The organism is Shewanella yunxiaonensis (assembly GCF_018223345.1).
GTDB lineage: Bacteria > Pseudomonadota > Gammaproteobacteria > Enterobacterales > Shewanellaceae > Shewanella > Shewanella yunxiaonensis.
Genome location: NZ_CP073587.1, coordinates 1,376,269 through 1,389,490, shown reverse-complemented (window position 1 = coordinate 1,389,490; position 13,222 = coordinate 1,376,269). Strand labels below are relative to the sequence as shown.

The following is a 13,222-nucleotide window of genomic DNA, read 5'->3' as shown; positions in this document are numbered from 1 at the left end:
GAAATCTACTATCCAATTCCGAACCGCTAGTTCAACAAAGGGTTCCGCAAGAAGAGATAAACCATGACAGATGGAAATCAGGCACTAAAAAAAGCTGGATTGAAAGTCACCCTGCCTCGGGTCAAGATCCTCGAACTGATGCAGGGTCCAGAAAATCAGCACATCAGTGCTGAAGATCTGTATAAAAAATTGCTGGACATGGGTGAAGAGATAGGACTGGCGACGGTTTATCGAGTGCTAAACCAGTTTGATGATGCTGGTATTGTGACACGCCACCATTTTGAAAGCGGTAAAGCAGTCTTCGAACTGGCAACCCAAGAGCATCATGATCATCTGGTATGTCTGACATGCGGTAAAGTGATGGAATTTACTGACGAAGTGATAGAACGCCGTCAAAAAGAGATTGCCAGCAAACATAATATTAAACTGACCAACCACAGCTTGTATCTTTACGGTGTCAGTACCGATGGTAAATGCGATCACGGCGAAGAGTAATCATCTCAGCAGATGAATGCTGTAAAGTGGGTCAGAGCCTGATTCGCTTAACTTACAAAAAAGGCACCTTTCGGTGCCTTTTTTAATGCCGATTGGATATTACCAACCAGTCTTTTCACGCAGCGCTTTACCAATGTCAGCCAGAGAGCGAACAGTCGTCACGCCAGCGGCTTCCAATGCAGCAAACTTATCAGCTGCAGTACCTTTACCACCGGCAATAATGGCACCAGCATGTCCCATGCGCTTACCCGCAGGAGCAGTCACCCCAGCAATGTATGACACAACGGGCTTAGTCACATTGGCTTTAATGTATGCTGCAGCTTCTTCTTCTGCAGTACCACCGATTTCACCGATCATGACAATGGCTTCAGTCTGAGGATCGTTCTGGAACATTTCCAGCACGTCGATGAAGTTAGTGCCAGGAATTGGGTCACCACCGATACCTACACAGGTAGATTGACCAAAGCCTTCATCGGTAGTTTGTTTTACTGCTTCATAAGTCAGAGTACCGGAACGAGATACAATACCTACTTTACCAGGCTTGTGGATATGACCAGGCATGATGCCGATTTTGCATTCGCCGGGGGTGATAACACCAGGGCAGTTAGGACCGATCATGCGTACACCAGTCTGTTCCAACTTCACTTTAACCTGCAGCATATCCAGTGTAGGAATACCTTCGGTGATACAAACAATCAGCTGAATACCGCTATCGATGGCTTCAAGGATGGCATCTTTACAGAAAGGGGCGGGAACATAAATCACCGACGCAGTTGCACCAGTGCCAGCAACAGCATCTTTTACGGTATTAAATACTGGCAGGCCCAGATGAGTAGAACCACCTTTACCAGGTGACACACCGCCAACCAGTTGAGTACCGTAGGCCAATGCCTGTTCAGAGTGGAAAGTGCCTTGACCGCCAGTGAAACCCTGACAGATAACCTTGGTATCTTTATTGACTAAAACTGACATTATTTGCCCTCCACAGCTTTAACTACTTGCTGAGCAGCGTCGGTCAGACTCTTGGCAGCAATAATGTCCAGACCGGATTCAGCGAGCACCTTGGCACCCAATTCGGCGTTGGTACCTTCAAGACGCACGACAACGGGTACGTTAACACCAACGTCTTTCACGGCACCGATAATACCTTCCGCGATCATGTCACAACGCACGATACCGCCGAAGATATTAACCAGTACGGCTTTCACATTGCTGTCTGACAGAATGATCTTGAATGCTTCTGATACACGTTCTTTAGTTGCACCGCCACCAACATCGAGGAAGTTAGCTGGTTTACCGCCGTGCAGATTGACAATGTCCATAGTCCCCATTGCCAGACCAGCACCATTCACCATACAGCCGACGTTACCGTCGAGTGCCACGTAGTTCAGTTCGAATTTAGCCGCATGAGCTTCGCGTGGGTCATCCTGTGAAGGATCGTGCATATCTTTGATTTTTGGCTGGCGGAACAGCGCGTTGCTATCAACACCGATCTTACCGTCCAGGCAATGCAGGTTGCCTTCGGTAGTGATAACCAGTGGGTTGATTTCCAGCAATGCAAAATCATAATCCAGGAACATGGTCGCCAGACCCATAAAGATCTTGGTGAACTGTTTTACCTGATTAGCATTCAGCCCCAGTTTGAACGCCAGATCACGACCTTGAAAAGGCTGAGGGCCAGTAATTGGATCAATTACCGCTTTATGGATCAGCTCTGGCGTTTCTTCAGCAACTTTCTCAATTTCCACGCCACCTTCGGTAGATGCCATAAACACTACACGACGGGAAGCACGGTCAACCACAGCACCCAGATACAGTTCATTAGCGATGTCAGTACAGCTTTCTACCAAAATTTTAGCAACTGGCTGTCCTTTTTCATCGGTTTGATAAGTAACCAGATTCTTGCCTAGCCATTTTTCAGCAAAGGCGCGGATCTCTTCTTTATCTCCGGTTACCTTTACACCGCCAGCCTTACCGCGGCCACCGGCATGCACCTGACATTTTACGACCCATTTGTCGCCACCAATGTGTCCAGCTGCTTCCACAGCTTCCTGAGGGGTATCGCAAGCGAAGCCCTCAGACACTGGTAAACCATATTCAGCAAATAAGGCTTTTGCCTGATACTCATGCAAATTCATGATGATTTATCCGTTTACAACGTTTCAGTCCAACTGGCCCGCGAACGGGCCAGCTACGAGATCACTGCCTGTAGTCCCCCTTACAGGTCAAGCAGCAGACGGGTTGGGTCTTCCAGTAAATCCTTGACGGTCACTAGGAAACCAACTGACTCACGACCATCAACGATACGGTGGTCATAGGAAAGAGCCAGGTACATCATGGGCAGGATTTCCACCTGACCATTTACAGCCATCGGACGATCTTTAATCGCGTGCATACCCAGAATTGCGCTCTGTGGCAAATTCAGGATTGGTGTAGACATCAGGGAGCCGAATACACCGCCGTTAGTGATGGTAAAGTTACCGCCCATCATATCGTCAACGGTCAACTTACCGTCGCGGCCTTTGATAGCGAGATCGCGGATGGCTTTTTCCATATCAGCCAGAGTCAAGGTATCGGTATCACGCAGTACTGGCGTTACCAGACCACGTGGGGTAGATACCGCAATGCTGACATCGAAATAGTTGTGATACACCAAATCGTCACCGTCAATGGACGCATTCACTTCTGGATAACGTTTCAGTGCTTCAGTTACCGCTTTTACATAGAACGACATAAAGCCAAGACGGATACCGTGCTTTTTCTCAAATACGTCTTGATATTTCTTACGAATATCCATGATTGGCTTCATGTTGACTTCGTTAAATGTGGTCAACATCGCGGTAGAGTTTTTTGCTTCCAGCAGACGAGTAGCAATGGTCTTGCGCAGACGAGTCATGGGCACACGTTTCTCACTACGATCGCCAGCCAGCTCTACTGGTGCGGGGGCCGCTGCAGGGGCAGCCTTTCCAGCAGATTTCACATAGGCTTCTACGTCTTCTTTAGTGATACGGCCGCCGACACCGGTACCTTTAACTTTGCTAGGGTCTACGTTATGTTCAGCAACCAACCGGCGTACAGAGGGACTCAGTGCATCGTTGCTTTCTTCAGCAGCAACCGCTTCAGCTTTTGGTGCGCTGGCTTCGGCCTGGGCTTTAGTCACTTCTTGACCAACAACGGCACCGGGTTCAAATTTGGCGATCACTTGTTCAGCCAGTACGGTTTCACCTTCCTGAGCCAAAAATTCACTGATGCAACCGTCTTCCGGCGCAACCACTTCCAGTACAACTTTGTCGGTTTCGATGTCCACCAGATTCTGATCACGGGTCACCGCCTCACCGGGCTTCACATGCCAGGTGGCAATAGTCGCATCGGCTACGGATTCTGGCAGAACTGGTACCTTGATTTCGATACTCATGGAACGCTTTCCTTTTTAAAAAATTTATTACTTCAGATTTAATGCGCTGATAATCAAAGATTCTTGCTGGTGCGTATGCAACTCAGGATAACCACAAGCTGGCGCTGCCGAAGCTTCACGGCCAGCATAACTCAGCTGTGCACCTTTAGGGATTGCGGTCCAGAAATGATGCTGGCTGCAATACCAAGCGCCTTGGTTCTGAGGTTCTTCCTGACACCAAACAAAATCTTTCACATGCTGGTAATCGGCCAGCACTTTTGCCAGTTCTTCATGCGGGAACGGATACAGCTGTTCAATACGAATAATGGCAACGTTATCAATATTCTCTTTACGGCGGCGTTCCAGCAGTTCGTAGTAGACTTTACCGCTACAGAAAACTACACGGTCAACCTTAGTTGGGTCCAAACTGTCAACTTCAGCAATGACGTTCTGGAAAGTCCCTTCGGCCAGTTCCTCTAATGACGAAACTGCCAGCGGATGACGTAACAACGATTTAGGTGACATCACCACTAACGGACGACGCATAGGACGTACAACCTGACGCCTTAGCATGTGGTAGACCTGCGCTGGCGTTGAAGGTACACACACTTGCATGTTGTGGTTAGCGCATAACTGCAGGAAACGCTCCAGACGCGCACTGGAATGTTCAGGCCCCTGACCTTCATAACCGTGAGGCAACAACATGGTGAGACCACACAAACGGCCCCACTTCTGTTCACCAGAAGACAGGAACTGGTCAATCACGACCTGCGCACAGTTAGCAAAGTCACCAAACTGTGCTTCCCAAATACCCAAACCTTCCGGCTCAGCAGTGGCGTAACCGTATTCAAATGCCAGCACGGACGCTTCTGATAATACGGAGTCATTGATATCAAATGGGCCCTGCTTGTCAGCAACATTACGCAACGGCAGATAGGTAGTGCCGTCATTCTGATTATGCAGTACGGAATGGCGATGGAAGAAAGTACCACGGCCGGAGTCTTGACCACTGATCCTTACCCGTTTACGCAATTCAAGAATTGTTGCATAAGCCAGAGTCTCAGCAGCCCCCCAGTCCAGTAATTTCTCACCGGCAGCCATGGACTTACGATCAGAATAGATTTTCTCGACCCGCGACTGCAGTTTAAAGCCTTCTGGCACATCACTGATTTTACTTGCCAGCTCTTTTAAATGTTCCAGAGGTACGGTGGCATCGTAGACTTCATCCCACTCACGATTCAAGTAAGGAGTCCAGTCCACAGTGTGCAGCGTCATTGGCCGCCACTCTTTAACTACACAGTCGCCTTTATCCAAGGCATCGCGATAATCGTTGACCATCGCAGTGACTTCTTCAGCTGAAATACTTTGCTGGTTGATCAGATTATCGGCATAGATCTTACGTGTGGTGGGATGCTTTTTAATCTTGCTATACATCAGCGGCTGAGTGGCACTTGGTTCATCCGCTTCGTTGTGACCATGACGACGGTAACAAACCAGATCGATTAAAATGTCACGTTTAAAGGTATTACGGAAATCGACTGCCAACTGTGCAATGAAGGCAACCGCTTCTGGATCATCTGCATTGACGTGGAAAATTGGTGCCTGCACCATCTTGGCGATATCAGTAGAATATTCGGTAGAACGCACGTCCTGGTGATTAGAGGTAGTAAAGCCCACCTGGTTATTCACCACAATCCGGATGGAACCACCAACTTTATATGCCCGAGTTTGGGACATGTTGAAAGTTTCTTGGACGATGCCCTGACCGGTAATAGCTGAATCACCATGAATAGTGATTGGCATCACCTGCAAACCATCGGTACAACCACGGCGATCCTGACGCGCCCGTACAGAACCCATGACGACCGGATTAACAATTTCCAGATGTGAAGGGTTAAACGCCAACGCCAGATGGACATTGCCACCGGGAGTTTCGAAATCAGATGAGAAGCCCTGATGGTATTTCACGTCACCAGAACCTAAATTGTCATGGTGTTTTCCAGCAAATTCGTCAAACAATTCTGCAGGACGTTTACCGAGAATGTTGACCAGCACGTTCAGTCGGCCACGGTGAGCCATACCGATAACAATCTCTTTCGTACCTGCATCACCGGCGCGATAAATAATCTCACGCAGCATAGGTACCAGCGTGTCACCACCTTCCAGTGAGAAACGCTTAGCTCCGGGGAATTTTGCCCCGAGATATTTTTCCATACCCTCGGCAGCATTCAGCCCTTCAAGAATACGGTGTTTTACTTTTTGGTCGTAACTGGCCTTACCAAGTGTTGGTTCAAGACGATGCTGGATCCAACGTTTCTCTTCGGTATCGGTGATATGCATGTATTCTGCGCCGATGGAACCACAGTAGGTTGCCTTCAACGAATTCAGCAAATCTGCCAGTTTCATGGTTTCGCCACCATGGTCAAATGACCCGGTGTTGAATTCACGCTGCATATCCTCGGCGGTTAAACCGTGGAAGGCCGGATCCAATTCCGCAACCTTATCACGCTTCCACAACTCCAATGGGTCGAGGTTAGCATTTTGGTGACCACGGAAACGATAGGCGTTAATGAGCTGCAGAACCTTAACCTGCTTAGCATCCACTTCGGGATCGGACACTCTAGCGGCACCTTTATGGCGCCCTTCCGTAGCGAGAGAACGGAAATAGTCACGGATCTTGGAGTGGGCTGCTTCCGGTACATCGGATGACGCACCATTGACGGGAGGGAGGTTATCAAAAACCGCACGCCAGTCTGCGGAGACTGACTCTGGGTCTTCTTGATAGGCTTCATACATCTCTTCTACATAGGTCGAGTTCGCCCCATTCAAGTGGGAGGATTCGAGCCAAGCTTTCATGATGCCTTGGTGCATTTCTGTTCCTTTAAATCTTGCTATAGGTGCATTGCCTGATGTTCATCAGATAAAGACCGCCAGAGAAATCTCCGTATTGCGCGGCAAGTTGTTGTCCTTTACATACAAAATAGAGCCACCTCTCCGCTAGGAAGAAGTGACTCTAGACGAGCCTATACCATTATGGATGATTGGCTGTCTTCTTGCATTTATACCGCCCGTTTCAACAACATGGACTTGATATGTCCAATAGCTTTGGTTGGATTCAACCCTTTTGGACATACATCAACACAGTTCATGATCCCGTGACAACGGAATACGCTATATGCGTCATCTAAATCCGCCAGTCGTTCTTCAGTTGCAGTATCACGACTGTCGATCAGGAAACGATATGCGTGTAGCAAACCGCTAGGACCAACGAACTTATCGGGATTCCACCAGAATGACGGACATGCAGTAGAACAACAAGCACACATAATACACTCGTACAACCCATCCAAATGTGCGCGTTCTTCAGGAGATTGCAAATGCTCACGTACTGGTTGCTTACCATCATTGATCAGGTAAGGTTTAATCTTTTCATACTGTTTGTAGAACTGAGTCAGGTCGACCACGAGATCACGCACTACTGGCATACCCGGTAATGGCCGGATTTCCAGCTTGCTACCTTTAAAGGAAGATACGTGAGTGATACAGGCCAGACCGTTTTTACCGTTCATATTCATGCCGTCAGAGCCACAAACCCCTTCACGACATGAGCGGCGAAAAGCTAACGATGGATCCTGCTCTTTGAGCTTCAACAGCACGTCCAGTACCATCAGGTCAGAGCCGTCTGGTATTTCCAAGCTGTAATCCTGCATGTAGGGCTTAGTATCTACATCAGGATTGTAACGATAAACTGCGATATCCAATTTCATCTGTACAACTCCTTAGTAGGTACGTTTCTTCGGTGGAAACGCTTCACGGAACTTCGGTGCCATGTTGACTGGACGACGATTCATGGTCTCGCTGACCGGATCAAACAGACTGTGACATAGCCAGTTAGCATCATCACGCTCAGGATAATCCTCACGGCTGTGAGCCCCACGGCTTTCAGTACGGTAATTTGCCGCATAAGCCGATGCGATTGCAGTCGCCATCAAGTTATCGAGTTCCAGACATTCAATACGCTGGGTGTTGAATTCTTTGGAGTTGTCAGACAGCTTGGCATTTGCCAGACGCTGACGGATCTGCTGCAGCTCCTCCAGACCTTCCGCCATGGCTTCACCGGTGCGGAATACGGAGAAGTGCATCTGCATACACATCTGCAAATCTTTACGGATTTTGAACGGGTCTTCGCCGTCTTTATTGCTTTCCCAGCGATTCAGACGTTCGAGCGACTTATTGATCTCTTCTTCAGTAGCGGCTTTAGGGCTTTCACCATCTTTCAGCACTTCGCCGAGATGATGGCCTGCAGCACGACCGAAAACAACTAAGTCTAACAGGGAGTTACCACCTAAACGGTTGGCACCATGCACAGATACACAGGCAATTTCGCCGACAGCAAACAAACCTTTTACATCCTGTTCAGTACCATCTTCATTACGATGGATAACCTGACCGGTAACACGGGTTGGCAAGCCACCCATCATATAGTGACAGGTTGGAATTACTGGAATTGGACCATCAGCCGGATCGATATGAGCAAAAGTACGGGACAATTCGCATACGCCAGGCAAACGGGCCTCAAGAGTTTCTTTACCCAGATGATCAAGTTTTAGCTTCAGATGTGGACCGATATCACCGTCGACACAGCCACGACCTTCACGAATTTCAGTCATCATCGCGCGAGCAACAACGTCACGAGAAGCAAGGTCTTTCGCATTGGGCGCATAACGTTCCATAAAACGTTCGCCATCCTTGTTCAGCAGGTAACCACCTTCACCACGGCACCCTTCAGTTACCAGCACACCAGCGCCAGCAATCCCTGTAGGATGGAACTGCCACATTTCCATGTCCTGCAGCTGCACGCCTGCGCGGGAAGCCATACCGACGCCATCACCCGTATTAATGTGGGCATTCGTAGTCGACGCAAAAATACGACCTGCACCACCGGTAGCCAAAACCGTTGCCTTGGCCTTGAAGTACACGATATCGCCGGTTTCGATTTCCATCGCAGTGCAACCGACAATGGCACCGTCTTCATTTTTTACCAGATCCAGTGCATACCATTCAGAAAACACCTGAGTTTTGTTTTTTACGTTCTGCTGGTACAGGCAGTGCAATAATGCGTGTCCGGTACGGTCTGCAGCTGCAGCCGTACGAGCGGCTTGTTCACCACCAAAATTCCTGGATTGACCACCAAAGGGACGTTGATAGATTTTACCGTTATCGAAACGAGAAAAAGGCAGCCCCATATGTTCCAGCTCAATAATCGCTTCAGGACCAGTCTGGCACATATACTCGATTGCATCCTGATCACCGATAAAGTCTGAACCTTTCACAGTGTCGTACATATGGTATTGCCAGTTGTCCTCGTGGGCGTTACCCAGCGCTACTGTAATGCCCCCTTGAGCCGATACGGTATGAGAACGAGTTGGAAATACTTTAGACAAAAGCGCACAGCTCTTGCCTTCTTTAGAAATCTGTAGCGCAGCACGCATACCAGCACCACCGGCACCGATAACAACTGCATCAAATTCACGAACTGGAATAGCCACTTAAACCCCCCAGACAATCAGTATGCCGGCTGCCAGGTAAACAAAGGCAGTCACCACAAATACGAACTGCAATACCCCACGCAGCGAAATGTTCTTGACGTAGTCAGTGAGCACCTGCCAGACACCAATCCAAGCGTGGATCAGCAGCGCAATCAAGGCTAGCAAAGTGAACACTTTCATTGGCATAGCAGCAAACAAACCATGCCAAACATCATAGGTGAGAGGAGAACTTACTGCGGCAAATGCGACAAGGAATACGGCATAGGATGCCAATATAACTGCACTTGCTCGCAACATAATAAAATCATGGACACCACTGCGCCCAAAACTTGCTGCGTTGGTTACCATACCCATACTCCCGCCAACACTGAAAATATAATTGCCAGTATAAACACTGCCTTAGCAGAGGCTTTACCAGATGCTAGTTCTTCCCAGCGACCGGTATCCATCACCAGGTGGCGAAGACCGCCCAACAGGTGATAGCCAAGTACAGTAAGGATGCCCCACAGGATAAACTTTACAAAGAAGCTATCGAGCATGGTTTGCACATGGTTAAAGCTCTCGGCGGACTGTAATGAGGCATTTAATAGCCACAACAGAATACCGACAGCAAATAACATGATGACACCAGAGACACGGTGGAGGATGGATGCGATTGCAGTCGCCGGAAAGCGAATGGTCTGCAGATCTAGATGGACAGGTCTTTGCTTTTTCACGTTCTGCTCACTCAGCTCCATTGAGCATTTTTGTTATATGAACCAATTTTGATGAAAATTAGTTTGTGACGCAAGTCACATTTTTACATTGGCAAATGGTCTGCGTATTATAAACAGGTAACTAATTGACCTAAATCATATTTATGTATTATACAGCGATAGGTAAAAGCGTTCTGTTCATAGCCCCCAAGAACCGCAGCAAGTATACGCGGGGCAAAAGTCAAATACAAACATCACATTCTTGAAATTTTATTTTTTTTGGCTGTTTTTACCGTAAGCTATAGAGTTAACAGGGAAATTGGTCTTACCTATACCAATGTCTAACGGATTTAAACGCTTATTTAAATTGAAATGTGATCTAGATTACTTGTAAAGTAATTGCCGTTTGATACGCCGCACTCACATAATTGAAGTTAAGGAGATTGGGGTATGGCTGAATTAGTAGCCAAATTGGAACTTCCAGGGAACGACTCAATAGAACTGCCAGTAAAACAGGGAACGGCTGGTTTCGATGTGATCGACATCAGTAAACTGGGCAGCAAAGGATACTTTACTTTCGACCCAGGATTTCTTGCCACCGCCTCATGTGAATCAGCAATTACCTATATAGATGGTGAAAAAGGTATTCTGCTGCATCGAGGATATCCTATTGACCAATTAGCAGTAGAATCCAACTATCTGGATCTGTGTTATCTGCTGCTGTACGGAGAATTACCGACTAAAAAGCAATACCAGGATTTTAGCAAGACTGTCAGTATGCACACTATGGTGCATGAGCAGCTGACTGCTTTCTTCCGTGGTTTTAGACGTGATGCTCATCCGATGGCAATGTTGTGTGGTGTTACTGGAGCGCTGTCTGCGTTCTATCAAGATTCATTGGACGTTACGGATGAAAGACACCGCGAAGTTGCCGCCTATCGGTTGATTGCAAAGCTGCCGACAATTGCTGCGATGTGTTACAAGTATTCCGTTGGTCAGCCATTCCAGTATCCGCGTAACAGCCTCAGTTATGCAGGAAACTTCCTGCAGATGATGTTCGGTGTCCCTTGTGAAGAATATAAGGTGAATCCGATTGTTGAGCGCGCGATGGACCGCATATTTATCCTGCACGCTGACCACGAACAGAATGCCTCAACTTCTACCGTGCGTCTTGCCGGTTCATCTGGCGCGAACCCTTTCGCCTGTATCGCCGCTGGTATTGCGTCCTTGTGGGGCCCAGCTCACGGCGGAGCCAATGAAGCATGCTTGAAGATGCTAGAAGAGATTGGTTCAGTTGACCGTATCCCTGAGTTCATCGAAAAAGCCAAAGATAAGAACGATCCGTTCCGTCTAATGGGCTTTGGTCATCGTGTATACAAAAACTTTGACCCTCGTGCGAAAGTGATGCGCGAAACCTGTCATGAAGTGTTGAGCGAACTTAAGATCGACGATCCTTTATTGGACGTTGCGATGGAGCTCGAACGTATTGCCCTTGAAGATGAGTACTTTATCTCCAAGAAACTGTATCCGAACGTAGACTTCTACTCTGGCATCATCATGAAGGCCATCGGTATTCCAACGAGCATGTTTACGGTAATTTTCGCCTTAGCGCGTACCGTAGGTTGGGTGTCACATTGGAAAGAGATGCTGGATCAACCTGGACATAAGATCAGTCGTCCACGCCAGTTGTATACAGGACACGAACAACGCGATTTCATCCCTCGAGATCAACGTTCTTGATTTCTCTAAAAAAGGCGCCTCGGCGCCTTTTTAATTAGTCATTCCAACTTATCTGCCATCCGCCCTATCTAACCCCCTTGTAAGTCGCATTTAACGATTTGCTCACTTGGATTGGTCAATTTCACCAACTAGTAAACGCTTTTGCTACATTCTCTGGTTAAATTCAACCAATCCAATCAAAAATACTTATAACATATTGATTAATAATAACTATTAATCATGGCACCAGTTTTGCTTTTATGGCTGTAATCTGAATGATAAGGATCTTCAAATGAAACTGACATCCACCTTTATTAATCGTATTGCAGTTGCTAGCGTTGTGGGGCTAATGCTTAGTGGCTGTGGCGAAGAACAACAAGCCAAAAAAGACGAGCCGTTTGCTATTCCAGTTGAAATCGCTACCGTCGCTCAAGGACAGGTGTCGTCCTATTACAGCACAACGGCCACACTCGAAGCCCCCGAAGAGGCCAATGTTGCTACCCGGATCGCTGGGGTTATCGAACATATCTATGTGGAAGAAGGTGATCGGATAAGTAAAGGCCAAGTTCTGGCGCAGATCGACGCCCGAAAACAACGCTATGAACTGGAACATTCAGAAGCAGAAGTAAAAATCCTGTCTCAGGAGCTGGAACGCTATCGAAAGATGAAAAATCCCGAATTCATCAGCGCCGATAGTGTTTCTAAATTGGAATACAGCCTGCAATCGGCCATTGCCCAAAGGGACCTAGCTAAACTGCAGGTGCAAGAAAGTGAAATCCGCTCGCCTATCGATGGCATCATTGCAAGTCGCTTTGTCAAAGAAGGCAATATGGCCAAGGAGTTTGACAAGCTGTTTTACGTCGTTAAGCAAGATGAACTATATGGCATCATGCATCTGCCAGAACAGCAACTTGCGAGTCTCAAACTGGGTCAAGAAGCTCAAGTCTACAGCAACAAGACAGATCATGTTGCCGCCTCAGTGCTGCGGATAAGTCCTGTCATTGACAGCAACAGTGGTACTTTCAAAGTAACCTTGTCGATCCCTAACCAAGAAAACCGGATGAAAGCTGGCATGTTCACCCGTGTGCAGCTGAAATATGACACCCATAACAATGTCCCCGTTGTCCCCTACAATGCGGTGGTCAATCAGGACGATACCCAGGCACTTTACGTGATCCAAGATGGTAAAGCACAGCGCCGTGAAGTAAGACTTGGCTACCGCCAGGACGATAAAGTCGAAGTGACTAGCGGTATCAAGCCAGGCGAACAAGTGGTAGTAAGAGGCCAACACAATCTGAAAGATCAGTCAGTTGTCGAAGTGTTGTCACCATTAAGCCTGACTGCTGCCAAATAACTAAAGGGGCTTTTGC

The 13,222-nt window shown here is 47.7% G+C and carries 11 protein-coding genes; 3 read left to right on the top strand and 8 right to left on the bottom strand.

All coding sequences use genetic code 11. The features are described 5' to 3' along the window. Window positions 1–63: 63 nt before the first annotated feature. A complete protein-coding gene (fur, locus tag KDN34_RS06485) occupies window positions 64–495 on the top strand; it encodes a ferric iron uptake transcriptional regulator (protein ID WP_212596078.1) in 432 nt (143 codons plus the stop codon). Between the two features lie 99 nt (window positions 496–594). Here the strand turns inward: fur and sucD are convergent, their stop codons facing one another. The 8 genes from sucD to sdhC form a co-directional block, all read right to left on the bottom strand. After that, window positions 595–1,467 carry a succinate--CoA ligase subunit alpha gene (gene sucD / locus KDN34_RS06480; RefSeq protein ID WP_212596077.1) on the bottom strand — a complete coding sequence of 291 codons (873 nt, stop codon included), beginning with the start codon at window positions 1,465–1,467 and terminating at the stop codon, window positions 595–597. Then, a complete protein-coding gene (gene sucC, locus KDN34_RS06475) occupies window positions 1,467–2,633 on the bottom strand; it encodes an ADP-forming succinate--CoA ligase subunit beta (protein ID WP_212596076.1) in 1,167 nt (388 codons plus the stop codon). The genes sucD and sucC overlap by 1 nt, the downstream gene beginning before the upstream one ends. 80 nt (window positions 2,634–2,713) lie before the next feature. Then, the gene (odhB, locus tag KDN34_RS06470; RefSeq protein ID WP_212596075.1) at window positions 2,714–3,910 is read right to left on the bottom strand and encodes a 2-oxoglutarate dehydrogenase complex dihydrolipoyllysine-residue succinyltransferase; all 1,197 of its coding nucleotides are present in this window, start codon (window positions 3,908–3,910) and stop codon (window positions 2,714–2,716) included. A gap of 27 nt (window positions 3,911–3,937) precedes the next feature. After that, on the bottom strand, window positions 3,938–6,760 hold the full coding sequence (gene sucA / locus KDN34_RS06465; protein ID WP_212596074.1) for a 2-oxoglutarate dehydrogenase E1 component: 2,823 nt from the start codon (window positions 6,758–6,760) through the stop codon (window positions 3,938–3,940). A 188-nt stretch (window positions 6,761–6,948) separates the two neighbouring features. After that, window positions 6,949–7,656 carry a succinate dehydrogenase iron-sulfur subunit gene (locus KDN34_RS06460; RefSeq protein ID WP_212596073.1) on the bottom strand — a complete coding sequence of 236 codons (708 nt, stop codon included), beginning with the start codon at window positions 7,654–7,656 and terminating at the stop codon, window positions 6,949–6,951. A gap of 12 nt (window positions 7,657–7,668) precedes the next feature. After that, window positions 7,669–9,438 carry a succinate dehydrogenase flavoprotein subunit gene (sdhA, locus tag KDN34_RS06455; RefSeq protein ID WP_212596072.1) on the bottom strand — a complete coding sequence of 590 codons (1,770 nt, stop codon included), beginning with the start codon at window positions 9,436–9,438 and terminating at the stop codon, window positions 7,669–7,671. Next, window positions 9,439–9,786, bottom strand: coding sequence for a succinate dehydrogenase, hydrophobic membrane anchor protein (sdhD, locus tag KDN34_RS06450; protein ID WP_212596071.1), 348 nt, complete (start codon window positions 9,784–9,786; stop codon window positions 9,439–9,441). Beyond that, window positions 9,780–10,175, bottom strand: coding sequence for a succinate dehydrogenase cytochrome b556 subunit (sdhC, locus tag KDN34_RS06445; RefSeq protein WP_212596070.1), 396 nt, complete (start codon window positions 10,173–10,175; stop codon window positions 9,780–9,782). Before sdhC ends, sdhD begins: the two co-directional genes overlap by 7 nt. Before the next feature lie 408 nt (window positions 10,176–10,583). Here sdhC and KDN34_RS06440 point away from each other — a divergent pair, with 408 nt between their 5' ends. Together KDN34_RS06440 and KDN34_RS06435 are read left to right on the top strand one after the other, a co-directional pair. Then, the gene (locus KDN34_RS06440; protein ID WP_212596069.1) at window positions 10,584–11,873 is read left to right on the top strand and encodes a citrate synthase; all 1,290 of its coding nucleotides are present in this window, start codon (window positions 10,584–10,586) and stop codon (window positions 11,871–11,873) included. A 271-nt stretch (window positions 11,874–12,144) separates the two neighbouring features. Beyond that, window positions 12,145–13,206 (top strand): efflux RND transporter periplasmic adaptor subunit, encoded by a 1,062-nt coding sequence (locus tag KDN34_RS06435; RefSeq protein ID WP_407695785.1) that lies wholly within the window; start codon window positions 12,145–12,147, stop codon window positions 13,204–13,206. Window positions 13,207–13,222 lie beyond the last annotated feature (16 nt).

Bases quoted from the DNA above. Each gene is read 5' to 3' on its own strand.
- sucA (WP_212596074.1), bottom strand. From the start codon at position 6,760: ATGCACCAAGGCATCATGAAAGCTTGGCTCGAATCCTCCCACTTGAAT.
- KDN34_RS06440 (WP_212596069.1), top strand. From the start codon at position 10,584: ATGGCTGAATTAGTAGCCAAATTGGAACTTCCAGGGAACGACTCAATA.
- sucC (WP_212596076.1), bottom strand. From the start codon at position 2,633: ATGAATTTGCATGAGTATCAGGCAAAAGCCTTATTTGCTGAATATGGT.
- KDN34_RS06435 (WP_407695785.1), top strand. From the start codon at position 12,145: ATGAAACTGACATCCACCTTTATTAATCGTATTGCAGTTGCTAGCGTT.
- sdhC (WP_212596070.1), bottom strand. From the start codon at position 10,175: ATGGAGCTGAGTGAGCAGAACGTGAAAAAGCAAAGACCTGTCCATCTA.
- sdhD (WP_212596071.1), bottom strand. From the start codon at position 9,786: ATGGTAACCAACGCAGCAAGTTTTGGGCGCAGTGGTGTCCATGATTTT.
- sucD (WP_212596077.1), bottom strand. From the start codon at position 1,467: ATGTCAGTTTTAGTCAATAAAGATACCAAGGTTATCTGTCAGGGTTTC.
- KDN34_RS06460 (WP_212596073.1), bottom strand. From the start codon at position 7,656: ATGAAATTGGATATCGCAGTTTATCGTTACAATCCTGATGTAGATACT.
- odhB (WP_212596075.1), bottom strand. From the start codon at position 3,910: ATGAGTATCGAAATCAAGGTACCAGTTCTGCCAGAATCCGTAGCCGAT.
- fur (WP_212596078.1), top strand. From the start codon at position 64: ATGACAGATGGAAATCAGGCACTAAAAAAAGCTGGATTGAAAGTCACC.